Below are 24,365 nucleotides of genomic sequence, written 5' to 3'. Positions count from 1 at the left end.
GCTGAAACTTTATTGTTTCGGCCTTTTTTATACAAAACTAAAGAATCAATTAATTACAGTTCTCCATTTCGATAATCGAAAATCCCTGTTTAAGAATCTGACTTTCCACAGCCTCAGGAGCTTTGTCAATATGACAAAATTTACATTCTTTCGAGGTCAGCGGCTGACCGTCCTGTGCAACTGTTTTAAGATACATTTTGCCATATTCAAAAATCTGACTTTCATCAACGGTACGTTCGTCAACCAGAATATCAAAATGCATTACTGTTCCGTCTTTTCGGGTTACATAGGTATCCCACACTGCTATCTTCATACTTATTTACGTTTTACAAATCACATCTCACAGTGGATCTATCCAATCACATCCGCAATAGAAGCACCAAAATTAATATGAAGCACATTCCCGTTTGGTGTGACCAAAGCCGGAACCGATTGCAATCCTGCTTTTTGAGCTTCTGCAATTCTGGATTTATCGATACCCAGATTAACAACTTCAACCTCAGTAGGATTAATTAAACTTAAAATATCTTGTTCTGCACTAATACAAACCGGACAGCCGGCATGATAAAAAATTGATTTACTCATTTTAATTTGTTTTAAATTTGACTTTATTGTCCGTACAAAATTACTGCGCTTCAGGATCAGCTAAATAATCCAGTTTTTTCATTTATAGTCCTAATCTGGTCCAGTTTACATCCAATCTGGACTATTACTTATACTAAAAACTGGATCTTTTAAATAGATTTCCGTACCTCTACTTTTGTCCTCATGAAAGAAGATGTGATATTTAATTTGAAACAGGTACATCAGCGTATTGAAAATGCCTGTAAAAGTTCTGGCAGAAATGTGTCAGATGTCAGACTATTACTAGCTACTAAAACTGTTACAGCAAATAACATTCAAATTGCGATCAAAGCGGGAGAAACACTTATTGGTGAAAATAAGATGCAGGAATTACGCGATAAGAATCCGGTATTGAAGGATTTAAAAATAGAGCGTCATTTTATTGGTCATCTTCAAACCAATAAAGTAAAAGATGTTCTTAAGTACGTAACTTGCATTCAGTCTCTTGACCGATTAAGTTTAGCCAATGAACTAGACAAACAATTACAAAAGGAAGGGCGAACGCTTGATGTTTTTATTCAGGTAAACACTTCTTTTGAAGAAAGTAAATTTGGTTTACCTCCAACAGAAGTGATTTCATTTATTCAAAAAATAAAACGTTACGAAACCCTAAAAATAAAAGGTCTAATGACCATTGGATTATTAGATGTAGAAAAAGAAAAAATGCGTCCGTCTTTGCGTTTACTGCGAAAAATCAGGGATGAAATTTATGCCGCTGAACTTGAAGGGATCCCTAATTTACAACTTTCAATGGGAATGTCGCAGGATTTGGAACTGGCTATTGCTGAAGGGTCAAATATAATAAGGGTTGGAACTGCAATTTTCGGGAATCGCTTTTTAGGAAAAGAAATCTGGAACGAAAATATTGCAGAATAAAGTCTAATTTTGCATCAAATAAAATCTCAAATGAATCTGTACGAACTTGTTGTAAACGATACTGAAAAAATAGCACTGGATGATTTACTTTTCAGCCCGGAGAATAAAGCTACACTCCTTCAGACCATAAAAGAACATAAATATATCGAGGAATTAAAAAAGTACAATCTAAAAGTAGATCATAAAATACTATTGCACGGGCATTCTGGCTGTGGCAAAACCACTACTGCAAAAGCCATTGCCAATGCTTTAAATAAGAATATCGTAATCGTTAACCTGAGTACTATCATCGATTCGAAAATTGGTGAAACCTCCAAAAATGTAAAAGCCATATTTGATAAAGCAATTCGTGAAAGAGCCGTTTTATTTTTGGACGAATTTGATCAGATTGGTAAAAGCCGCGACAGTCAGGACAAAGATGTTGCCGAAATGAAACGCCTTGTTAATACTATAATTCAACTGATTGATTATCTTCCGACAGACAGTTTACTTATTTGTGCAACTAACTATTACAGTAGTATCGATACAGCTTTGCTTAGAAGGTTTCAAATCAAACTGAAATTTGAAATGCCAAATGAAGAAGAACTGAATCGCTATTATAATAAATTACTTACCGATTTTCCAGTTCATCTTCAGGAAATTCCACTTAAATACAACATATCCTATGCCGAAGCCAAAGACTATGTTCATACCACAATGAAAAAACAAATCATTGCCGGACTGGAGCTACAGGAGCAGCAAAAAACAGAATCAGTAGAGAATATTGTGGACTGTTAAAAATCATTCCGTTTATTAACGATAGCAACTCCTCAGTTTTCAAACATTGTATTGCAAATAGAAGCATCATTTTATTATAGGTGTTCGCAACGAATAAAAATGGGTTTAAAGCCCAAAAGCACCAACATAGTGCAACGCACTATGATCTAAACCAATGCTACCTATAGCCCTGAAAGGGAGTGGGCAAGCAGGGATAATATTAAGGTTTTAACGATAGAACTTCTACTTTAGAAAATTCTTTGCAAAATTAAGATAAGTGTTTTTTTTCTTTTGGGGGTCTTGGCTTACGCCCTTTCAGGGCTTGGGCATTCATCTCCATTAGTCATGATGCTTTCGCAACATGCTTTTGCTAAGGCTCTTTCAGAGCAATAGGTTTCGAATACTTAGGATTGGTTATTTTTTTAGAGCAACTAGGCTTTCATTCTTTCAGGGCTTAAACAATCATCATCATTAGTCATGATGCTACGCAACATGCTTTTGCTAAGGCCAGAGCGAACGGTTTCGAATACTTATGTCTTAAAGATCGTACTATATTTCGTAGGCTACTAAAAATTATTCTGGTTATCGAAGTTCGTAACTCCATAGAATTCTAGCGTTTTATTGAAAACAGAAGTATCATTTTATTACTTCTTATTTATAAAATTATTTCATTCTAATATAAACACTTGAAACAGCTAAAAATGGGCTGAAAGCCTAAAAGCACCAACATAGTGCAACGCACTATGATCTAAACCAATGCTACCTATAGCCCTGAAAGGGAGTGGGCAAGCAGGGATAATATTGAGTTTTTAATAAAGAACTTCTACTTTAGAAAATTCTTTGCAAAATTAAGACAAGTGTTTTTTTTCTTTTGGGGGTCTTGGCTTACGCCCTTTCAGGACTTGGACATTCATCTCCATTAGTCATGATGCTACGCAACATGCTTTTGCTAAGCATCTTTCAGAGCGAACGGTTTCGAATACTTATCTCTTAAAGATCGTACTATATTTCGTAGGCTACTAAAAATTATTCTGGTTATCGAAGTTCGTAACTCCCTAGAATTCTAGCGTTTTATTGAAAATAGAAGCATCATTTTATTACTTCTTATTTATAAAATTATTTCATTCTAATATAAACACTTGAAACAGCTAAAAATGGGCTGAAAGCCCAAAAGCATCAACATAGTGCAACGCACTATGACCTAAACTAATGCTATCTATAGCCCTGAAAGGGCGGAAGCAAACAGAAAATAATATCGCGTTTTTAATAAAAACCTACCACTTTAGAAATACCATAAAAAAATACCTCAGTAAAAATGAGGTATTTTTTTATGAGTGTGGAATCCTTAAAAATTAAGCTTTCACTTTTCTTTTTACGGTACAGCCAATTTCTTTGGTTTGTGTAATTGCCGGTTTTTGATTACTTTTTAATGCAGTAATCACATCTTCGGCATATTTTGTTTTTTCGGTTTTAGTTCCTTCGGGATCGTTATCGATTGCTCCCACATACTCTACAACATTTCCTTTAGCGGTTTTAGAAACAATAAAAAGATGTGGGGTGCGCTTTGCTCCGTATTGATCGGTAATTTTTTGTCCGTCATCAAATAAATAAGGAAATGGATACTTTTTATCTTTCGCTAAGTGTTGCATTTTCTCATAAGAATCCGCTTTTGAAGCTTCCGGATCATTTGGATTAATCGCAATTACAGGATAACCTTGTGCTTTGAACTTTTTATCCAGTTCAATTATTCTTTGTTCATAAGCCACTGCATACGGACAGGTATTACAGGTAAAAACAACGATATATCCTTTTGCTTTTGGAAAACTTGCAAAAGAAACTTCTTTTCCGTCTACGTTTTTCAATTTGAAATCCGGAGCGGTCTCCCCGGCTTTAAGTGTTGTGGTCTGAGCCTGAGAAAGCATAAGACTAAACAAAAACAAAGTGACAGTGATAATAAACTTATTCATAATTTACAGTTTTTTATATTCAGTTAATAATTGGTCATAGGTAAATTCAGATTCTATAAATTTTCTTTTATCTTCTTTAATAAATAGTGTTGCCGGAATACTTCCCGACCAACCAGGATCAATACGATCAATATATTCTTGTGGACTGCTTTCGTTTAACAGAAAAACTTCATTTTTCAGGTTTTTCCTTTTGACAAACGGAATTACGTTCGAATTTAATTTTGATTTGAAATCGACACTTACCAATAAAACAGCTAATTTATCTGATTTATAATCAGCTTTCAGCTTTTCAAAATGAGGCAGTTCTTTAATGCAGGGAGCACACCAGGTGGCCCAGAAATTAACGACATAAGTACTGTCTTTTCCGTTCTTAATTCTTTCGTTTAACTGATCTATATTCAACAGTTTTACATTTTGACTATAACCACTCACTGACAAAACAAATAAAACAAGAATTCTTAAGACGTTGATTTTCATATCCGTTAGTACTATTTTTATTTTTGTCTTACAAATATAAACGAATGCCAATTTACTTTTTGTTAATAAAAGTTTAATGATTCCGGCAAAATTTTCTTTTGGTCAAATTCACAAAGCTGTAAATTGTAACAAAACAGTAAAAAATTCGTCATACCACAAAACCAAAACCTATGGATACCAATCAGAATACCAGAAACTTAAAAGATTTCGAAGTCAATATCAGAATAAAACTTGCCTTTCTCTGGACAGCAGTAACTTTGTGTTATTTGTATGGAGATTATTTTGAATTGTACATCCCCGGAAAAACAGCCGGACTTGCAAGTGGTGACAATTTGCTAAACAGTCCAATGAAATTACTTTCTGCAGCTGTTTTACTCGCTCTGCCTCCTCTAATGATATTATTATCTATCTTTTTAAAACCAAAAATAAATAGATTTCTCAATATTTTATTTGGAATATTCTTTACCTTGATCATGCTGCTTATTGCAACTAGCTCACTAACAGCGTGGAAAAGTTTTTATGTTTTTCTGGCCCTTTTTGAAAGTATCGTTACGACCATAATTGTAATTCTGGCGTGGAAATGGCCAAAGGCAAATTAATCAAAAAAAAAATTAGAAGTCTTATAATAAATTGGGAACTATAGAAGTGTACTACTTTCTTATTGTTAAATTTACATCGTTAACAAACAGAAGTGCCTCCATATTACTCATATTCGTCATTGATAAAACACCGTTTTTATTCTCGTTTACCCCATTAATTCTAAAACAATACTCATCTCCGTCCTTATCCATCAAGGTCAAAAATTCAACACTATCATCAGAATTATTCTGACAGCTGTTTGAAATAGTGTATCGGTACATTACTTTGAAGGTATTTTTATCGTAGTTAAAAACTTTTCCGTCTGCGGTAAATACCCATCTTGTATTTCTATTTGCGTCGGCAAACCAGGTTCCTACAATTCGTTTAGCCGAAGAATCCTGACTTTGATTGTTCCCGGAGATTGTAGGGATTTGCAATAACAACAAAAAAATTAGTAATAGCTTTTTCATAATTTATATCTTTTAGTAGTTTGCTTTGAGTAGACTTTCAAAATACCCTGAACTATCCTTGAGAAAAAACCTCCAATTGCTTAAAAACCGGAATTAAAGATGCTCCTTTCTCAGATAAATTATATTCTATATGCAAAGGTTTTAACTGAATTACCTTTTTATCTAAAATTCCAAAATCTTCCAGTTCACGAAGTGCTGTCGCAATAGATTGTTTATTAGCTCCTTTTATTTCTCTTAAAAGTGCATTGAAACGTAAAGGACCATTAACAGCCAACAAAAAAATCTGTGGTTTCCATTTGCCGGAAAGCAATTTTAGAAGCCCTTCTGCAGGACATTCCTTCTCTATTTCTGATTTATTTTGTGTAGTCATATTTTTTAGACTAATTGACTTGTGATTATAGATGAGCGAACTTTACAGTAAAATTATAAAAATTTAAAACTGAAGCGTAAATTTAAAACAGTTATTTATGAAAAGACTGTCGCTATTACTAATTCTGATTTTCAGTACGAACTGTCAATCGCAAATAAATTCAAAAATGAGTGCAAGCAAAACAAATCCTCTATTATGTGATCCCGAAACCGGAACATGCGAAATGCCCGCTAATGAAAAAACATATGAAAACAGCGCCATTCCGACAGAAAATAAACCTGTAAAAATTATTTATTACACAGATCCGATCTGTTCTTCCTGCTGGGGAATTGAGCCTCAATTGAGAAAATTAAAACTCGAATACGGTACTTATATTGATATTGATTACCGAATGGGCGGTTTACTCCCGGATTGGTCCTACAATAGCGGGGGCATAAGTAAACCGTCAGATGTAGCACATCATTGGGATGCCGCAAGTTTACATTACGAAATGCCGATCGACGGAAATGTATGGATCGAAGATCCGCTCGATTCTTCTTACCCGTCTTGTATCGCTATGAAAGCAGCACAAATTCAGAGCAAAGATAAAGCTGTAAAATTCATGCGAATTCTTAGGGAAAAATTATATCTGGAAAAGAAAAACATCGCTAAATGGGAAAACATTTCTGAAGCTGCCAGTCTTGCCGAACTCGATACGAAAAAGCTAAAATCAGACTATGAAGGTGATGCCAAACTTCTTTTTCAGGAAGACCTGAATTATGCAAGAACCCTTGGCGTAAGAGGCTTTCCTACCCTGTTTTTCTCTGACGGAACTAACAATCAGCTAACGGTTTACGGCTCTAAACCTTACGCTTCTTATGAAAATGCGCTATTAGCTTTGTACCCCGAAGCCAAAAAGAAAAAAATTGCCAATGAAAATCCATTATCCCTTTTTGAAATTTATCCGACTCTTGCTCCAAAAGAATATGCAGTCCTATTGGATATTTCTTATGACGAAGCGAAAGACATTTTAGAAAATTTATTTAAAAATGGAGAATTGAATAAAAAGTCTATCAAAAACGGAGTGCTTTACAGTAGAAAATAGCTCCTTTAAAAACCAATAATCCGAATGGCGATAATGATCGGGACAACCACTTAAGACAAAACTTGACACAATCCTTTTATGGGTATAGCCCCCTTAAAACTCTAAAATTTTTGCCAAATATACCCCCTAACCGTTAAGAAATTAAACTTAACGGTTATTTTTGTAAATTAATATCTGTAATGAAATTGTATAATAAAAAAGTAAAACTATATAATTGTAGTAAACAGAATTGCAGTAATTTTAAATCATCGGGTATTGTCATATAAAATATACGACAGATATTATTTTAGCCATTATATCACAATTTCCTTATAGTCCTTCTATAATTATAAAATTTTGCTAAATGATGGGCACGGTTATAATCTGGCAGGATTTTCGCTTGTTTTTTGAACAAGTATTTGCGGGAGTCTTTTTTGATTGCAATTAAAATAAAAAACGAAACGGATAGTAAAAGTTATCTGCATAAATAACAAACAAGTTTAATTAAATAAATTAGTATAATCATGGAAAAATTAAATTTTATAGATCCTCTATTACACGGAATTACCCCAAAACCAGCCTCTAAGCTTTCTGTAAAAAATTTGATTTTCGCAGGTGTAGGAACACTTTTAGCAGGTGCTCTTTTAAAAAAAGCGGGACAAAATAAAACCGCAGCCGTAGTTGGAAGCCTTGCTGTACCCTTATTGGCAACAGCTTGTTACAAACAAATTTCGAAAACTACTAAAGCCAAAAGAGATCGTAACGTAAGTAGTGGTATCGAATACAATCATTAGGTTTCGTTTGTTTCAGGTTTCGATCCTGATAACTATCGAACTTATTTCAATATATATAAAAGTTTAGCCACGAATTCATGAATATTGCTTTGTTTCATCAAACAATCTTTCATGAATTCCGGGCTACTTTTTTTTAGCTTAAAACCGACACAAAATTCTACTATATATTAATATTCCCTTCCACCCAATTTAGTGCTTTATTAAAGGATTCTCTTTTAAAACCATGAAATTCACCCGGAACGATATGACTAAATCCATTAGTAAAAGAAATAATCTCTTCAGAATCTGAAATAATAGCGGCTCTATTCCACTTTCCAAGATGTTTTAATCCCAGTAAAGCTTCTTGCAGCCATTCGCCTGATGTAAAATTTTCGATATCAGTATCCAATACCAGTAAAAAGTTGATTTCGTTGGTTTGCTTTACTAAATGCTCTACTGCGGGAATCACTACATTTAAAAAATCTCCTGTTGTTAGCGCTGCCAATGCCCGAAAAGCGACAATATTGTCTGTTGTATCAATTTGATGTATCATACTATTTTGTTTTGAATGGTTATTAATCCTGACTTGTTATCTTTCTCACATCTGAATAAGAGATCTTTCCAAAATACTTACAGCTTACATTTCAAATAGCATATACTCCCATCTCTCTATACTTTTCACATGCCAAAATCTCCTAAACAACAAAGGTACAAAGGTTTACAATGTGCACCACAATTTACAATCTAAAACCTTGACAGCCATTGCATTTATTTCTCCTAAGATGCTGAAGATACTGACTGTTTAGAAAACACCATTCGGATTCCCTAAAACTTTCCTCGATTTGCGATTTAAATTCATTAAATTTAGTTCCATTTTCAATTCTTAACTTATGGAAACAAAAGACGGAAGAATAGCAGTTTATGCCAAAACCCGAAAAGAATGGCGTGATTGGCTGCAGGAAAACAGTCAGATCGAAAAATCAGTCTGGTTGATTTTATACCACAAAAAAAGTAAAACCGAAAGTGTAAATCTTATCGAAGCTACAGAAGAAGCCTTGTGTTTTGGATGGATAGACAGTTTATGCAAAAAACGGGATCCCGAAAGTTACTACTTAACTTTTACGCCAAGAAATCCTAAAAAAAGCAAATGGAGCCAACCCAATAAAGACCGGGCAGAACGAATGATTGATGAAGGGTTAATGACCGAATACGGTCAGCTTTGCATTGATCTCGCCAAACAAAATGGCAAGTGGGAATCCGTTTAAAAAGATAAATAATCCATTAAATTATAATTAATAACTTTCCAACGAAAGAAATCTATGTTTCTATGTGTTCAAATCAGCATGCCCAACAAATAACTGATTAACAATAATTTGTATATTATTACTCCTAATCTGTATTTTTAAGTTCGATTTCATTTGTAAATTTATATTTCAAAAAACATCTCAGAACATTAAAAAAATTAAATCTTGAAAAAATACATTCTCTTTACCGCGATTCTAACAAGTAGTATCACCATTCATTCCCAAAATAAGATTATCACGGTTACCAACTCTCTACCTATGGATCGTGAATTTGAAACAATTGACCTGACCCAAAAAATTCTCGATTTCCCTACCGGAGTTAAACTGGAAGATTGTGTTATTAAAGAGATTGGCAGCAATACACTCTTAACAACTCAGACTGTTGATAACGATGGTGATGGGACAATAGATGTATTGTTGTTTCAACCCAAAATAAAAGCTTCATCCCACAAAGATTTTGAAATTTTAATATCCGAAAATCCATCAAAAGAAGCAACGGTAAGTTGTTACTCAAGATTTGTTCCGGAACGGACGGATGATTATGCCTGGGAAAATAACAAAGTCGCCTTTAGAACGTATGGTCCTGTCGCCCAGAAAATGGTGGAAGACAAGATTCCCGGTGGAACGCTAACCAGCGGAATCGACGCCTGGCTCAAAAGGGTTGAATATCCCATCATCAATAAATGGTACGAAAAAGCAACTAACGGAACCGGAACGTATCACAAAGATACCGGCGAAGGTTTAGACAATTTTCATGTAGGCGACAGTCGCGGTGTAGGCGGAATAGCAGTTAAAGTCGATGGCAAATACTATTATTCTAAAAACTTCATCAGCTGGAAAACCATTACTACAGGCCCACTCAGAACCAGTTTTATACTGACTTATGCCAATTGGGATGCGAAAGGCAACAAAATTACCGAATCGAAACTCATTAGCCTGGATTACGGGAGTTACCTATCTCGCTTTGAAATTAGCATTACAGGAACGAAATCCGTGGCGGCAGGATTAACACTACACGATAAAAAAGGAACGATAGGAACCAATACTAAAGAAGGTTGGATAAGTTACTGGGAGCCTATTGACGATTCTGAAATCGGAACCGGAATTGTAACTCCAAAGAATACGTTGACAAGTTTTGATCATCATGTTACCAATGAAAAAGATTTGAGCAACCTTTATGGAAATATCGAGATAAAAAACAATAAAGCGATTTACTATGCGGGGTTCGGATGGAAAAAAGGAAGCCCTTTTCAGACGGAAAAAGAATGGGAAGCTTATTTGAGTACGTTTGCCCAAAAAATAAATAATCCGCTTTTGGTGAAGGTCAAAAAATGATTTTTTTTCTAAAGGTTTAACCTATTTTCGAACCCGACAGGTTTTTGAAACCTGTCGGGTTTGCTAAAAAATCTACAGAATCGATCTTAAGAACCTTTCCGGTTTGTTGGTACATAATTTTCTTTTAAAATAATTTCTAACGGAATGTAATGCGTGTCTTCTACCGCTTCCTGTAAGACCAATTTTTTATACAAATAATGAATTCCCATGTACCCTTGCTCTTCCGGCCTTTGGTTGATCAAAAAGTCAATTACACCTTTGTTCAGGTATTCGATATTTTTTTCCAATAAATCATACCCAATTATCCGAACGCCTTTTATATTGTTTTCTTCTAAAAATTGGGCAACGATGTGCGCTCTCGAATTCGGTACAAAAACACTGTTGATTCCTTCAAACATATTCAAATTCAATTGATCGATTCCGGAATCTTTTAGGGTCACTTCTGAAAATTTAAAATTCTTAAGGTGCTCCTGCCCCTTAAAAAACGAATGAAATCCAGCAATGCGCTGCAAATATACCGAGGTACTTTCGATCTCTCTGGTAATCTTAAAAATCAGAACCTGTCTTTCATTTTTTACAGCAAAACTAATTAATCTTCCTGCTAGATAACCACTCTGAAAAGCATCCTGCCCTATGTAAGCATGAGCTGTACCGGAATCAATATTAGAGTCAATCATCACTACGGGAATACTTGTCTTCTTATATGCTGTCAGGAACTGAATAGACTCTTCATAGAAAATAGGAGCAAACAATAAACCGTCACATTCAAAATCCAATACTTTCTTAACAGCCTCTTTGAACGAAGTCGTATTAAAATCATATAAGAAATAGTCCAGAACAATGCCAAATTTACCGAACTCTACAGCTGCCTTTTCTATACCCGCAATCTGACTTTTCCAGTATTCCAGATTTTCATATTGAGGTAAAAATACTGCAAAATGAAATTTTTTATTCAACGCCAGATTACTGGCCAAAATATTTCGTTTGTAGCCATACTCCTCGATAATAGCATTTACTTTATCTACATTTTCCTGAGCAACCTGCCCCCGATTATGGATGATTCTGTCAACAGTTCCTGGGGAAACGTTAGCCAGTTCCGCGATTTTTTTTATAGTTATGATATTGCTGATTTTTAAGTTAAATGATTTTGCTAATCACTTCAAATTAATATTTTTTTTATCAAAAACGAGTTGTTTTACCTAACTTTTTATATACATTTGTAAAATACCGTGTGCGCACACGCAAATATACACATGTGTATTAAAAAATCATAGCATTAAGTAAAAATAATAGTATGATTTGCATTTTTAACGGATTTAAGAGTATTTCTCTGATCTGTTAAAAAGTAAGGTTGGTAGTTAAAAAAAAAGCTTTTGACCTTTACTGACATCAGAATCAAAACAGAGCATAACAATATAATTACCAGTATTTTACAACAAACTACATAAAGCAAAAAACAAATTAGTAATCGCTTCTAAATCAATTCAATCAAGGATGAATCCAGGAGCTTAAAAAACATAAAAACCAAATAACAATGATTGTAGATTCATTACAAAGCGCGGCAAAATATTTCAGCCTGCATCCTAATTTTAAAAAAGCATTCGACTATGTAAACCAAAATAACATCAGTACTCTTGAAGAAGGTACTTTTGAAATTGGCGAGGGCTTAAAAGTAATTGTGATAGTTGGCGAAGGCACAACCAAAGAAGAAAGCATAAAAGGATTTGAATGTCACGATAAAAATATTGACATCCAGATTTCGATCAAAGGACCGGAGACTTTTGCATGGAAACCCAGAGAAAAATGTATTAGTCCAAACGGAGATTATAATGACGAACGCGATGTTCGTTTCTTTTATGACAAACCGGATATGTTTTTTGAATTACAGGAAAAACAGTTTGCGATTTTGTTTCCCGAAGATGTTCATGCGGCAATGATTGGCGAAGGAACACTTAAAAAAATTGTGATTAAAGTAAAAATTTAGAACAGGAGTATTATTCAAAACATCATTGATGTTATTGCTGAACAAGGGGGCATTTGTTGTATTCCTCATCAGAATTATGAAGTAATCGAAAAAAGCTCTCGAAATAATCCAAACGATCAGACGGTAACAAATAACCTCATCCCTATTTAAAAACACTTTTTTGTTCACCGGACAAAAATCTATAAATCATAAAACTTTACATGGACTCAATATTTAATCTAAAAGGAAAAATTGCATTAATTACAGGTGGTGCCGGAGTATTGGGAAGTAATTTTGCCAACGTTTTGGCCAAGCAGGGCGTTATTACTGGAATAGTCTCCCAATCTATCGAAAAAGCCAATGCCACCGTAGCCGCAATAGAAAGTAATGGCGGAAAAGCTTTTGCCATTCAGGCGAATGTTTTAAACAAAGAAGAACTGGAAAAAGCCAGAGATTTTATTGTAGAAAAATACGGCCGTCTCGATATTCTTATCAATGCAGCGGGAGGAAATATGCCGGGAGCTACTATTAGACCTGATCAGGCAATTTACAATCTACAGACCGAAGATTTACAAAAAGTAATCGACCTGAATATTATTGGAACGATGTTACCATCACAAGTCTTTTCGGAACTTTTTGCCCAACAGAAACAAGGAAATATCATTAATATCTCATCGGCATCAGCACAGCGACCTTTAACGAGAGTGGTGGGATACTCCGCTTCAAAAGCTGCGATCGACAATTTTACGCAATGGATGGCAGTAGAACTGGCGTCTAAATATGGCGAAGGAATCCGTGTTAATGCTATTTCACCCGGTTTTTTTATAGGAGAACAAAACCGATCTCTATTATTGACTCCGGAAGGAAAACTAACTCCAAGAGGCGAAAAAATAATTGAACATACTCCAATGGGAAGGTTTGGAACTCCGGAAGACATCGATGGAGCCCTTTTGTTCTTGTGCAGCGACATGTCAAAATTTGTAACAGGAACGATTTTAAAAGTAGATGGAGGATTTGCTGCTACCAGTATTTAAAATAGAAAATAAACGCTTGCCTGGTTTTCAAAATCATGTAGAAAACTTATAAAACACTTAAAGAATGGAACAAACGTTAAGATGGTTCGGACCAAATGACCCGGTTTCTTTACAAGATATTAAACAAACCGGAGCCACCGGAATTGTAACCGCATTACATCATATTCCCAACGGACAAGTTTGGAGTATTGAAGAAATTTTAAAACGAAAAGTCGAAATTGAACATGAAAATGGTGATTCTAAAAAAGGGATATCAGGATTAACATGGTCCGTAGTCGAAAGTATTCCGATTCACGAAGACATTAAAAAACAAAGCGGAAATTATCTGCAATACATTGAAAATTATAAACAAAGCATTTTAAATCTGGCTTTGTGCGGCATCAAATGCATTTGTTATAATTTTATGCCAGTTCTAGATTGGTCCAGAACCGACTTAGCCTATGAAGTTGCTGATGGCTCAAAAGCATTACGATTTGATATTAATGCTTTCGCGGCTTTTGAATTGTTTATACTAAAAAGGCCGGGAGCTGAGAAAGAATACACCGCAGATCAAATTAAAAAAGCAACAAAATACTTTGAAGCCATGACAACAGCTGATAAGGTAAAACTACAGCAAAACATACTGGCAGGACTTCCGGGTGCCGAAGAAGCGTATAGCATAGAAGATTTTCTGGCGACTTTAAACACTTATAATCATATCGATAGAAAAACGCTGAAGCAAAATCTTTTCTTCTTTTTAAAACAAATTATTCCGATTGCCGAAAGCAAAGGTATTCTCATGGCTATACATCCTGACGACCCACCCTACCCGATTCTTGGATTGCCGAGAGTTGTAAGTACCGAAGAAGATTTAATGGAATTGATGGCTGCTGTCGATTCAAAATCAAACGGATTCACGATGTGCACCGGTTCTTATGGAGTAAGAGCTGATAATGACTTGCCCGGAATCGTAAGACGTCATGGCGACAAAATGAATTTTATTCATCTAAGAAGCACCCAAAGAGATGCCGAAGGCAGCTTTTACGAAGCCAATCATCTGGAAGGTGATGTAGACATGTATGAAGTTGTAAAAGCAATTCTCGAAGTTGAAAAAAGAAACAACAGTCAGTTGCCCATGCGTCCGGATCACGGTCATCAAATGCTGGACGATTTGAATAAAAAAACAAATCCCGGATATTCTGCTATTGGCCGTTTAAGGGGATTGGCCGAATTGAGAGGATTAGAAATGGGGATTGTGAAGTCTTTATAAAATAATCTCGCAAAGACGCAAACCTTTTGTTTCTCGCAGATTTAAAAAGATTTAAGCAGATGAATGCATTTATAGATTTTTAATAATTGGATGTGCTCAGTCTCCATGAAACATTGTACAAGCATACATAAAAAACTTTGCGCCTTCGCGACTTTGCGAGAAACTACCTAACCAAAATAACCACAACCATGAATACCCAAACCATCCTGATTTGCTGCAGTTTTTTTGTGTCTGGCTTTGTATTTAGTCAACAGACTCCAAAAATACTAACCGATTCAAAAAACAATTACCTTCCTGACTTCAGTTATGCAGGATATCATTTCGGCGAAAGCCAAATTCCGGAAAAATCAGGAAAAATCATTAACGCCACCGATTATGGCGTAAAAGCAAATGATGGACTAGACGATTCAAAAGCGCTGTTGAAAGCCATAGAAGCAGCAAATGACGTTCAGGGCAATGTAATTTTGCAATTGCCTGCCGGAAGAATTATTGTAAGTGCTGTTTTATACCTGGAAAGAAGCAATTTCATACTTCGTGGTATGGGTTCAGGTGAAAAAGGAACCGAAATATATTGTCCGAGACCCATGATGTATTTCAAAGATCCGGAATCCTTGGCGGAACTTCGTGAATATTTAACCACATTTGATAAAAGACAACGCGAACCCGAAAACAACATCGACCTCCCTTTTTCCCAATATGCATGGTCCGGCGGAATTATCTGGACCCAAATTCCGAAGGAACGAGTAAAATCTTATCTCGATAAATACGAACCAACTCCAAATCCTTTGGCAAAAGTAAATTCCGGAACCATAGGCGAGCATACTATCAGTGTTTCCGAAGTAAAAGGAATCAAAGTTGGGGATATACTCGAGTTACAGCTGTTCAATAAAGACGGTGAAAATGGCGAAATCATAAAAGACTTATATCAGGGCGCTCCTGTAAAACCGGGTTCACACCATTGGAAATTTCCAAAACTGCCAATTGTCAGACAACAGGTTGAAATCACCAAAATATCAGGTTCAAAAATTACCATCAAAACGCCACTTACGATCACTATAAAACCAAGTTATCAGGCACAATTGGTAGAGTGGAAACATTTAAGCGAAGTTGGAATCGAACAACTGCATTTCACCTTTCCGGATATTCCGAGAGTCGCGCATCATGTAGAACCCGGAAACAATGCCCTATTCTTAACAAGACTTTTCAATAGCTGGGTCAAAGATGTGGTCATTACGAATGCCGATAGTGGAATTCTGGCCGAGGAGATTGCCAATGTTACCATTCAGGATATTGTTACCGATGGACCACATTTGTCTCATTACACCGTTACTTTAGGTGGTGTGCATAATGTATTGGTCAGGAATCTTAAAATTTACAACAAAGCGGTTCATCCTTTAAGTTTCAACACTTTTGCAACAAAAAACGTCTATCAAAACTGTGAGATTTTCACCAACGCTCTTTTAGACCAGCATTCTGGAGCCAATCATCAAAACTTATTCGATCAGATCACTGTACACCTACAACCGGACAAAAACAACAGTTATTATTTGTTTGGAGGCGGAGGCGCCGATTACTGGAAGCCTTCACATGCACCATTTAGTGCGTTCTGGAATCTGAATGTTATGGTTGAAAACCCGACTGAAATAACCAAACCAATCTTGCTTTACGGCATGAAAGATGGTCCTTTTGCCCGGATTATAGGTGTAAATGGTAATGCCAAATTTGAGGTAAAATATGATCCCGACGCATATGTTGAATTCTTAAATACGCCTATGAGTAAAATTCCTTCCTTGTATGATTATCAATTGCAAAGGCGCGTGAAGAAATAATCTCGCAAAGGCGCAAAGTCGGAGAGTCTTTTTTAAGCATACCGTTTGTCATTTGGACGAAGGAGAAATCACACTAGAAACTCGACAAAGAAAGGACTCTAGTTACGGAGTTACTTAATGAGATTTCTCCTTCGTCGAAATGACATACAGTGCCGAAAAACTTTGAACCTCTGAACCTTTGAATCTTTGAACCTCTGCACCTTTGCACCTTTGCACCTTTGCACCTTTGCACCTTTGCACCTAAAAAAAACCGCTATGAAATACAAAATAGCCTTTCTGCTACTCTTTTTTATTTCCGGAAATATACTTTCCCAAAATAAATACCGCCTCAAAAACATCTCGACTACTGACGGTCTTTCGCAGAGTTCCGTTATTGTAATTCATCAGGATAAACTGGGACAAATGTGGTTGGGTACCCGTGACGGACTCAATAAATACGATGGCAGTAAATTCACCATTTTTAGGAATGATGTCACCAATAAACATTCGATCAGCAACAATGATATTTTATCCATTGAAGAAGACAATAGAGGAAAAATCTGGGTGGGGACCTACAACGGGCTCAACTGTTACGATCCGGTCAATAATCGTTTTACGCGATATTTACATACCAAAACCAATCACACCATAAGCAGTAATGCTATCTGGTCGATCAAAGAAATTGGAGATGAAATGTGGTTTGGGACTTCAAAAGGAATAACTATTTACAACAAAAAGACAAATAGATTCACTTCGGTTTTTCACTCAGATACTGAAGATACAACGGTACCAAGCAACAATATTATCACGATACACAAAAGCAAAAAAGGCGAAATCTGGATCGGAACGACCAAAGGTTTATGCAAACTTATCAGCAGAAAAAACGGAAAATATATCTTTAAAAATTATCCTTTAAATTCTGTAGACCAGCTGAATGTTGTCGCCATTACAGAAGATGCTTCGGGTAATTTGTGGGTGGGAACAAAAAACAAAGGCCTTCTAAAACTGGACAAAAATGCCAATGCATTTGTTTCCTTTTTACCTGATGAAAAATACAGCGAAATCAATGCGGATATCCGATCACTGGCGATTGACAAACAAGGTTCCTTATGGATTGGTGCTTACGACGGAATCTACATTTTAGCAAAAGACAACAGCCTCCAAAAAATAAACAGCAATAACAACAGCAACGGAATTGATAAGGTAAAATCGATATTTATTGATCGAAAAGGCTCCGTGTGGATTGGCTGCTACTACAAAGGCGTAAACATTTGGGATATTTCAAATGTTAATTTCTCCAACTACAATCAAAATTCTAAAAAGATTCCTATGAGTTTTGATGTGGTAAGTTCGATTGTTACTGATAATAATCACAATGTCTACTTTGGAACAGAAGGTGGCGGCATCACGATTTTCAACAGAAACACCGAAGCAGTTAGTTATATCAACAGTCAAAGTGGCAAAAACGTCAAAAATGATATCAAATCCATGTGTCTTTCCGCTGATGTTTTATGGATCGGAACTTTCTCGAAAGGTCTGTCTGCCTACAACATTAATTCAAAAAAAATTGAAGACCACCGAATCGCGCCCGATTTAAACACTCTACTCAAAGAATCCGGCGTATATTCGATCAAAGCCGAAGGTAACGACATTCTCTGGATTGGGACTTTTGGAAAAGGTCTGATTCGGTACAACATCCTTTCCAAAACCTTTGAAGTTATTGGAAATGATACTTCCCAACCGGAATATTTAACCAACAACATTGTGCGAACGATGCTGGTCGATGAAAAAAAAGCAATCTGGATTGGCACTCAAAACGGATTAAACTACATTCCGTTAAACAATTCCACTTCAAGAAAATACAGCATCAAACATTACTTTTTTGACTCTTCTTCCCTATCCGGTGACGATATTCTAACGTTATTTCAGGACAGTCAAAAGAAAATCTGGGTGGGAACAAAAGCCAAAGGGCTTCATTATTTTGATGGCAAAAAATTCTGTAAAATCAATTTAAAAGTTGGAAATACCATTATTACTTCCATTCATTCCATCCTTGAAGACGATGACAAAAATCTATGGATTAGTACCAATCAAGGCATTATAAAATACAATACCATCCAGAAAACAGTTGTAATCTACGATCAAAAAGATGGTTTGGCGAGCAACGAATTTAATGATAACTCAGCTCTAAAACTCGATTCTAATAAATTCTACTTCGGGAGTCCGTCTGGTGTGACCTTTTTTGATGCAAAAAAAATCTCTCTGAACCACTATGCTCCTCAGGTATTAATTACCAATTTGAAAATCAAAAACGAAACCATACACCCCAATGATTCTATTGGGATTCTGAAAAAAAGCATCACCTATACCAAAACCATCACACTGGATTACGACAAAGCCAATTTCTCGATTGATTTTGCGATTCCAAATTACATTCGATCCAAAAACAACCAATACAGCTATCGTTTGGTGGGATTGGAAAACAACTGGACGACAACCAAAAATTCCGAAGCAATTTTTGCCATTCAGAATCCCGGAACCTATACTTTTGAAGTTCGCGGCGCCAACAATGATGGGGTATGGAATAAAGTTCCAACAACCTTAACCGTCATTGTAAACCCGGCTCCCTGGCGCAGTATCTGGGCATTTTTACTCTACGGAACCATAATTGGACTAGGCATTTACGGTTTGATTTGGATCATGAAATCGAAAACGGCACTAAAACAAAAACTGGAACTCGAATATATAGAAACCAAACGAATAGAAGAAAATAATCTCGCTAAACTGGATTTCTTCACTAATATTTCACATGAATTTAGAACGCCATTGACTTTAATTCTGGGCCCTTTACAGCAAATTCTGGCCAATTACAACGGTACGAATGAAATGTACAAAAAACTGCTGGTTATCGAAGGAAGTGCCAATCATCTTTTAAGTCTTATCAATCGTCTGATGGATTTTAGAAAACTTGAAAATCATCAGGTGACGCTCGAATCAGCAGAAGGAAATATTGTAAAATTCACCAAAGAGATTTTTCTTTCTTTTATCGAATATGCAAAAGATGGTGGTTACCACTACACTTTCGAATCTACAGAGGAAGAAATCCCTTTGTACTTTGACCGTTATAAACTGGAACGTGTTTTTTACAATTTAATTTCCAATGCCTTTCGATACACCCCGAAGGGCGGAAACATACATCTTAAGATCACACATGATCGTGAAAATCTTTTTATAACCGTAGAAGATTCCGGAGTTGGAATCGCAGCCGAACATATTGATAAAATATTTGATCTGTTTTACGAAGTTCCAATGCACAACAACGTGCAGAAAAGCTATAATAAAGGAACCGGAATTGGTCTTTCGATCGTAAAAAACATCGTAAAACTACACAAAGGAAACATCGAAGTTAGCAACAAACAGACCGGTGGTGTCGTTTTTAAAGTAATACTTCCATTGGGCAAATCTCATCTTTTAGACCATGAAATTATAGAAAACTTTCAGATCAGTGATGCTATCGAGCAATACAGTTCTCAACTCGAACCGTCAGAAACAATTGAGCGCGAAGATATTGCCGATTTTGTGGTGAATGACGAAAAACAAACCATTCTACTTGTTGAAGATCATAAGATACTCCGCTCGTTCATGAAAAATCTCCTCAAAGATGAGTATAATATCATTGAAGCTGAAAATGGAAAAGTTGCGTTTGAGAAAGCCCTGCAGCATGTTCCTAATTTAATTATCAGCGATGTCATTATGCCTGAAATGGTAGGTACTGAGCTTTGCTCAAAAATAAAAGAGAATTTAAAAACCAGTCATATTCCTGTTATCCTGCTCACTTCGAGAACTTCACTGGTGTATAAATTTGAAGGACTGGAAAGCGGAGCCGACGATTATATCAGTAAACCTTTTAATTTAACTGAATTTAAACTTCGTGTCAAAAATTTGCTAAATTCAACCGAACGTTTGAAAAACAAATTTTCAAATGAAGACGGTTTTAATCCTTCAGAAATTACCGTTTCTTCACTCGATGAAGAACTGCTGAAAAAAGCTTTTAAAATTGTAGAAGAAAACATTTCGAACGAGCAATTCGACATTCCGTTTTTCTGTACTGAATTAGGGGTCAGCCGAACCATGTTATTTTTAAAAATTAAAGCCTGGACGAACTATACACCCAACGAATTTATCCACGAAATACGAATGAAACGTGCCGCTCAATTGTTAGAGCAAAACAAATTAAACGTCTCCGAAGTGAGTTATAAAGTGGGATTTAATAATCCCAAATACTTTAGTAAATGTTTCCAGAAAAAATACGGAGAAACGCCAACGCAGTTTTCGGATAAATTTTCCAGGTCATCTGTAATTTATTAAGAAATCCTCTATTTTAAAGGGATAAAAAAGGGTATCTGTATTTTTAGATACCCTTTTTTGTATTTCTATATCCTTCGTGCCTCCTACATTTGTCATTATGAAAACCCAAAAAACAAAATTCATATTACTGCAAATTGTGTTTATATTGCTGATAATAGGAATGAGTTTATTGCTTTTTTATTTTATCTAACACTAACCTAAAACCAAAAATGAATGTTTACAAACCAAATTTTAAAATCGCTTAAATGGTGTTTGCTGGTCTATTTTTTACTGGTAAATATTGTGATGAATGCACAGGAAAGAAAAGTCACCGGAAAAGTTACTTCCTCCGAAGACTTACTCGGACTTCCTGGTGCTAATGTTTATATCAAAGGATCTTCAGTGGGCGCATCTGCAGACATGGATGGAAACTATACTGTTATCGTTTCTGAAAAAAATGCCGTATTAGTCTTCAACTTTATAGGATATCAAACGATCGAAATTCCGGTAGGCAATAAAACCGTAGTCAATGTCAGTTTAAAACCGGATACCAAAAATCTCGATGAAGTAGTCGTTGTTGGTTATGGCACCCGTAAAAAGAGTGACATTACAGGTTCAGTATCTTCGGTGACAGCCAAAGAACTAACAGCCTATCCGTTATTAAATGCAGAGCAGGCATTACAAGGCCGTGCTGCGGGAGTTTCGGTACAATCCAATAATGGTGGTGAACCGGGTGCTCCCGTAAAAATCAGGGTTCGTGGTGGTACTTCTATCAATGCAAGTGGAGATGCACTTATCGTGGTAGACGGTTTTGCCGGTGCATCGATGCCTGCCCCTCAGGATATTGCTTCGATAGAGATTTTAAAAGATGCTTCAGCTACTGCCATATACGGATCAAGAGGTTCAAATGGAGTAATCATGGTCACGACCAAAAAAGGAAAACCGGGAGCTCCTGTTATCGAATTCAGTAATTCCACTTCCGTACAGTCTGTCAACAATAAATTGCATTTGTTAAATGCTGATCAATTTGTAGCGTATCGAAAAAGTTTCACCACACACACTGCGGCAGGTTCTGATACCAACTGGCAAGACATCATTTACCGCGATGGATTAATTTCTAACTCCCAATTGTCTTTTTCAGGCGGGTCAGATAAAATAAAATACTATGTTTCAGGGAATTATTTCAACCAGAATGGAGTTGTCATTAACTCCGGAATTGACAAATACACCATTGTAAGTAATCTTGAAGCCGATTTGAGCGACAAGTTTAAAGTGGGGCTGAATTTATTTCAAAGCAAACAAAATAAAGAAGGAATCATCAGTCAGACCAGTGCGGGAGGAACAGGAGCCGCGGGTGTAATTGCTGCAGCTTACCGTTTTATGCCCGACAAAGGAATTTATAATGCCGACGGAACTTTTACCACCACAGCACCTATTGGAGATGATATCGACAATCCGTACGCGACAGCTATGGAAAACATTCTGGAGGTCATCAATATTACCAACAGAAGTAACTTCTTTGCATCGTATCAACTCACCAAAGATCTTAACTTCAAAACCACATTAGGATTAACCGAATCCAACTCGCAAACCGGAAGATATATTCCATCCACCTTAATCGCAGGAAAAAACATTAAAGGAGAAGCTTCTGTAAACAATACCAGATTCTCTTCTTTTTTAACTGAAAATTACCTGACTTTCAAACGTGAAATCGTCGATAAAGGAATCCTTACGGTACTTGGAGGTTATTCTTATCAAAAAAACAGAAACGAAAATTCATACGCTGCCGCAAGAGGTTTTTTAACGAACACCAACTCCTATCATAACTTAGGTGCAGGAACCGTATTTTTAAAACCCGATTCAGGATTATCAGAAACAGAACTGATCTCGGCTTTCGGAAGATTGAATTTTGATTATGCCGATAAATACCTGTTCACTTTTACAGCCCGTAGAGACGGTTCGTCAAGCTTTAGTAAAAATTACAAATACGGAACCTTCCCTTCCGGAGCAGTTGGCTGGAATATCGGTAAGGAAAACTTTCTGAAGGACAGCAAAACGGTTTCAAATTTTAAATTGAGAGCCAGTTACGGAGCCACCGGAAACCCATCGATTGGGGCTTATTCTACCCTTTCGAGATTCTCTGAAATTTATGATGTAAGCGGAGACGTAATTGTAAATGCGGTTCAACTGACTTCTTTAGACAATCCGAACTTAAAATGGGAGACTTCTTACCAGCAGGATTACGGAATTGATCTCGGTTTGTTTGATAACCGAATCAGTATCACAGCCGATTATTACAAAACAATTACCAAAGATTTATTGTTCAACCGACCTTTACCGGGCGTTTCAGGAATTGCTTCTCAGCTTCAAAATGTTGGAGAATTAGAAAATAAAGGATGGGAATTGGGTATCAATACCAAAAACTTTATTGGCGCTGATTTTACATGGTCGACGAGTTTCAATATCTCTTCCAACAAAAACAAAGTGTTGAAATTAGCCGATGACAAAGATCTTTTAATCAACTCTACACCGGGTCATTTCCTTGCTACCGATTCTCAAATTTTAAGAGTCGGACAACCAGTCGGCTCATTCTTCGGATTTGTTTACGACGGTGTCATTCAGCAGGGAGAAACAATTCTGCCAGGGAATTTTGAAACGATAGCCGGAGGAGAAAAATTCAAAGATGTAAACGGTGACGGCAAACTGGATTCAAACGATAAAACTATCATAGGAAACCCAAATCCTGATTTCATCTTCGGACTTAATAACGACTTCACGTATAAAAATCTTGATCTGAATATTTTCTTTCAGGGATCTGAGGGGAATCAGATCTTAAATTATACCCTGATGGAACTGGCCTCAGGAAACAATAATGCAACAACCGAAGTTCTGGATGCCTGGACACCAACCCATACAGATACCAATGTGCCAATTAATGCGGCAAGAACGAAAAGAGTAACTTCAAGATTTGTATATGATGCAAGTTACATTCGACTGAAAAACATCTCTTTAGGCTATAGTCTCGATGATAAAATTGTATCCAAAATGGGATTGAGTAAAGTTCGTTTTTACATCAGTGCTCAAAACTTATGGACCATTACCAATTACCCGGGTTCTGATCCGGAGGTCAATTACCTTAATGACACCAATGCCAGAAGCAACACCAACTTAGGATTGGATTATGGAAGTTACCCGAATGTGAAAACATTCACTTTTGGTTTCAATTTAAAATTTTAGTTTAAAAATGATCTTAAACACATCGAAACATAGATTAGTATCAAATTGCCGCGATAAAAATTTGCCACAGCTAAAATAGTATCACAGATTTTTAATCCCTTTAATCTGTGGCTAAAAAAATCTGCGAGATCTG

The 24,365-nt window shown here is 36.1% G+C and carries 21 protein-coding genes; 13 read left to right on the top strand and 8 right to left on the bottom strand.

The annotated features are described in order from the left end of the window. Positions 1 to 49 precede the first annotated feature (49 nt). On the bottom strand, positions 50 to 313 hold the full coding sequence (locus tag FLA105534_RS06240; RefSeq protein WP_173965174.1) for a DUF2024 family protein: 264 nt from the start codon (positions 311 to 313) through the stop codon (positions 50 to 52). Positions 314 to 351: 38 nt separating this feature from the next. Beyond that, a complete protein-coding gene (locus FLA105534_RS06235) occupies positions 352 to 585 on the bottom strand; it encodes a thioredoxin domain-containing protein (RefSeq protein ID WP_173965173.1) in 234 nt (77 codons plus the stop codon). 183 nt (positions 586 to 768) lie between these two features. Here FLA105534_RS06235 and FLA105534_RS06230 point away from each other — a divergent pair, with 183 nt between their 5' ends. After that, positions 769 to 1,500: a YggS family pyridoxal phosphate-dependent enzyme gene (locus FLA105534_RS06230; RefSeq protein ID WP_173965172.1), complete on the top strand. Its 732-nt coding sequence runs from the start codon at positions 769 to 771 to the stop codon at positions 1,498 to 1,500. A gap of 30 nt (positions 1,501 to 1,530) precedes the next feature. Next, positions 1,531 to 2,277 carry an AAA family ATPase gene (locus FLA105534_RS06225; protein ID WP_173965171.1) on the top strand — a complete coding sequence of 249 codons (747 nt, stop codon included), beginning with the start codon at positions 1,531 to 1,533 and terminating at the stop codon, positions 2,275 to 2,277. Between the two features lie 1,331 nt (positions 2,278 to 3,608). On the opposite strand, the gene FLA105534_RS06220 is transcribed toward FLA105534_RS06225, so the two are convergent. Together FLA105534_RS06220 and FLA105534_RS06215 are read right to left on the bottom strand one after the other, a co-directional pair. Beyond that, a complete protein-coding gene (locus tag FLA105534_RS06220; protein WP_173965170.1) occupies positions 3,609 to 4,223 on the bottom strand; it encodes a thioredoxin family protein in 615 nt (204 codons plus the stop codon). A gap of 3 nt (positions 4,224 to 4,226) precedes the next feature. After that, entirely contained in the window at positions 4,227 to 4,700 is a 474-nt protein-coding gene (locus tag FLA105534_RS06215; RefSeq protein WP_173965169.1) for a TlpA family protein disulfide reductase, read from the bottom strand. Between the two features lie 170 nt (positions 4,701 to 4,870). Here FLA105534_RS06215 and FLA105534_RS06210 point away from each other — a divergent pair, with 170 nt between their 5' ends. Next, the gene (locus FLA105534_RS06210; RefSeq protein ID WP_173965168.1) at positions 4,871 to 5,299 is read left to right on the top strand and encodes a DUF6326 family protein; all 429 of its coding nucleotides are present in this window, start codon (positions 4,871 to 4,873) and stop codon (positions 5,297 to 5,299) included. 51 nt (positions 5,300 to 5,350) lie between these two features. Here FLA105534_RS06210 and FLA105534_RS06205 read toward each other — a convergent pair whose 3' ends face one another. After that, positions 5,351 to 5,749, bottom strand: a complete 399-nt coding sequence (locus FLA105534_RS06205) for a hypothetical protein (RefSeq protein WP_246253175.1) — start codon at positions 5,747 to 5,749, stop codon at positions 5,351 to 5,353. 52 nt (positions 5,750 to 5,801) lie between these two features. Beyond that, entirely contained in the window at positions 5,802 to 6,119 is a 318-nt protein-coding gene (locus FLA105534_RS06200) for a winged helix-turn-helix transcriptional regulator (RefSeq protein WP_173965167.1), read from the bottom strand. 166 nt (positions 6,120 to 6,285) lie between these two features. Between FLA105534_RS06200 and FLA105534_RS06195 the strand changes: the two genes are divergently transcribed. Both FLA105534_RS06195 and FLA105534_RS06190 read left to right on the top strand, forming a co-directional pair. Next, entirely contained in the window at positions 6,286 to 7,203 is a 918-nt protein-coding gene (locus FLA105534_RS06195) for a DsbA family protein (protein ID WP_173965166.1), read from the top strand. 503 nt (positions 7,204 to 7,706) lie between these two features. Beyond that, a complete protein-coding gene (locus FLA105534_RS06190; RefSeq protein ID WP_173965165.1) occupies positions 7,707 to 7,976 on the top strand; it encodes a PrgI family protein in 270 nt (89 codons plus the stop codon). A gap of 160 nt (positions 7,977 to 8,136) precedes the next feature. On the opposite strand, the gene FLA105534_RS06185 is transcribed toward FLA105534_RS06190, so the two are convergent. After that, positions 8,137 to 8,508, bottom strand: a complete 372-nt coding sequence (locus tag FLA105534_RS06185) for a SpoIIAA family protein (RefSeq protein ID WP_173965164.1) — start codon at positions 8,506 to 8,508, stop codon at positions 8,137 to 8,139. A gap of 337 nt (positions 8,509 to 8,845) precedes the next feature. Between FLA105534_RS06185 and FLA105534_RS06180 the strand changes: the two genes are divergently transcribed. Both FLA105534_RS06180 and FLA105534_RS06175 read left to right on the top strand, forming a co-directional pair. Further along, positions 8,846 to 9,220, top strand: a complete 375-nt coding sequence (locus FLA105534_RS06180; RefSeq protein WP_173965163.1) for a YdeI/OmpD-associated family protein — start codon at positions 8,846 to 8,848, stop codon at positions 9,218 to 9,220. Positions 9,221 to 9,424: 204 nt separating this feature from the next. Next, complete coding sequence (locus FLA105534_RS06175; RefSeq protein ID WP_173965162.1) at positions 9,425 to 10,594, top strand: DUF4861 family protein; 1,170 nt, start codon at positions 9,425 to 9,427, stop codon at positions 10,592 to 10,594. An 86-nt stretch (positions 10,595 to 10,680) separates the two neighbouring features. Here FLA105534_RS06175 and FLA105534_RS06170 read toward each other — a convergent pair whose 3' ends face one another. Then, entirely contained in the window at positions 10,681 to 11,697 is a 1,017-nt protein-coding gene (locus FLA105534_RS06170; RefSeq protein WP_173965219.1) for a LacI family DNA-binding transcriptional regulator, read from the bottom strand. 431 nt (positions 11,698 to 12,128) lie between these two features. Here FLA105534_RS06170 and FLA105534_RS06165 point away from each other — a divergent pair, with 431 nt between their 5' ends. From FLA105534_RS06165 to FLA105534_RS06140, 6 genes are all read left to right on the top strand, one after another. After that, positions 12,129 to 12,578 (top strand): YhcH/YjgK/YiaL family protein, encoded by a 450-nt coding sequence (locus FLA105534_RS06165; protein WP_173965161.1) that lies wholly within the window; start codon positions 12,129 to 12,131, stop codon positions 12,576 to 12,578. 200 nt (positions 12,579 to 12,778) lie between these two features. Beyond that, the gene (locus FLA105534_RS06160) at positions 12,779 to 13,591 is read left to right on the top strand and encodes an SDR family oxidoreductase (protein ID WP_173965160.1); all 813 of its coding nucleotides are present in this window, start codon (positions 12,779 to 12,781) and stop codon (positions 13,589 to 13,591) included. A 64-nt stretch (positions 13,592 to 13,655) separates the two neighbouring features. Next, a complete protein-coding gene (gene uxuA, locus FLA105534_RS06155; RefSeq protein ID WP_173965159.1) occupies positions 13,656 to 14,840 on the top strand; it encodes a mannonate dehydratase in 1,185 nt (394 codons plus the stop codon). Between the two features lie 188 nt (positions 14,841 to 15,028). Continuing rightward, positions 15,029 to 16,669: a pectate lyase family protein gene (locus FLA105534_RS06150; protein WP_173965158.1), complete on the top strand. Its 1,641-nt coding sequence runs from the start codon at positions 15,029 to 15,031 to the stop codon at positions 16,667 to 16,669. Between the two features lie 255 nt (positions 16,670 to 16,924). Beyond that, complete coding sequence (locus tag FLA105534_RS06145) at positions 16,925 to 21,016, top strand: two-component regulator propeller domain-containing protein (protein WP_173965157.1); 4,092 nt, start codon at positions 16,925 to 16,927, stop codon at positions 21,014 to 21,016. Between the two features lie 213 nt (positions 21,017 to 21,229). Then, a complete protein-coding gene (locus FLA105534_RS06140) occupies positions 21,230 to 24,232 on the top strand; it encodes a SusC/RagA family TonB-linked outer membrane protein (protein ID WP_173965156.1) in 3,003 nt (1,000 codons plus the stop codon). The last annotated feature ends 133 nt before the right edge of the window (positions 24,233 to 24,365 follow it).

Source organism: Flavobacterium collinsii (assembly GCF_902804485.1).
Lineage (GTDB): Bacteria > Bacteroidota > Bacteroidia > Flavobacteriales > Flavobacteriaceae > Flavobacterium > Flavobacterium collinsii.
The sequence above is the reverse complement of the archived record's forward strand: the minus strand, read 5'-3'. Positions and strand labels throughout refer to the sequence as shown.

Bases quoted from the DNA above. Each gene is read 5' to 3' on its own strand.
- FLA105534_RS06240 (WP_173965174.1), bottom strand. From the start codon at position 313: ATGAAGATAGCAGTGTGGGATACCTATGTAACCCGAAAAGACGGAACA.
- FLA105534_RS06235 (WP_173965173.1), bottom strand. From the start codon at position 585: ATGAGTAAATCAATTTTTTATCATGCCGGCTGTCCGGTTTGTATTAGT.
- FLA105534_RS06230 (WP_173965172.1), top strand. From the start codon at position 769: ATGAAAGAAGATGTGATATTTAATTTGAAACAGGTACATCAGCGTATT.
- FLA105534_RS06225 (WP_173965171.1), top strand. From the start codon at position 1,531: ATGAATCTGTACGAACTTGTTGTAAACGATACTGAAAAAATAGCACTG.
- FLA105534_RS06220 (WP_173965170.1), bottom strand. From the start codon at position 4,223: ATGAATAAGTTTATTATCACTGTCACTTTGTTTTTGTTTAGTCTTATG.
- FLA105534_RS06215 (WP_173965169.1), bottom strand. From the start codon at position 4,700: ATGAAAATCAACGTCTTAAGAATTCTTGTTTTATTTGTTTTGTCAGTG.
- FLA105534_RS06210 (WP_173965168.1), top strand. From the start codon at position 4,871: ATGGATACCAATCAGAATACCAGAAACTTAAAAGATTTCGAAGTCAAT.
- FLA105534_RS06205 (WP_246253175.1), bottom strand. From the start codon at position 5,749: ATGAAAAAGCTATTACTAATTTTTTTGTTGTTATTGCAAATCCCTACA.
- FLA105534_RS06200 (WP_173965167.1), bottom strand. From the start codon at position 6,119: ATGACTACACAAAATAAATCAGAAATAGAGAAGGAATGTCCTGCAGAA.
- FLA105534_RS06195 (WP_173965166.1), top strand. From the start codon at position 6,286: ATGAGTGCAAGCAAAACAAATCCTCTATTATGTGATCCCGAAACCGGA.
- FLA105534_RS06190 (WP_173965165.1), top strand. From the start codon at position 7,707: ATGGAAAAATTAAATTTTATAGATCCTCTATTACACGGAATTACCCCA.
- FLA105534_RS06185 (WP_173965164.1), bottom strand. From the start codon at position 8,508: ATGATACATCAAATTGATACAACAGACAATATTGTCGCTTTTCGGGCA.
- FLA105534_RS06180 (WP_173965163.1), top strand. From the start codon at position 8,846: ATGGAAACAAAAGACGGAAGAATAGCAGTTTATGCCAAAACCCGAAAA.
- FLA105534_RS06165 (WP_173965161.1), top strand. From the start codon at position 12,129: ATGATTGTAGATTCATTACAAAGCGCGGCAAAATATTTCAGCCTGCAT.
- FLA105534_RS06160 (WP_173965160.1), top strand. From the start codon at position 12,779: ATGGACTCAATATTTAATCTAAAAGGAAAAATTGCATTAATTACAGGT.
- uxuA (WP_173965159.1), top strand. From the start codon at position 13,656: ATGGAACAAACGTTAAGATGGTTCGGACCAAATGACCCGGTTTCTTTA.
- FLA105534_RS06150 (WP_173965158.1), top strand. From the start codon at position 15,029: ATGAATACCCAAACCATCCTGATTTGCTGCAGTTTTTTTGTGTCTGGC.
- FLA105534_RS06145 (WP_173965157.1), top strand. From the start codon at position 16,925: ATGAAATACAAAATAGCCTTTCTGCTACTCTTTTTTATTTCCGGAAAT.
- FLA105534_RS06140 (WP_173965156.1), top strand. From the start codon at position 21,230: ATGTTTACAAACCAAATTTTAAAATCGCTTAAATGGTGTTTGCTGGTC.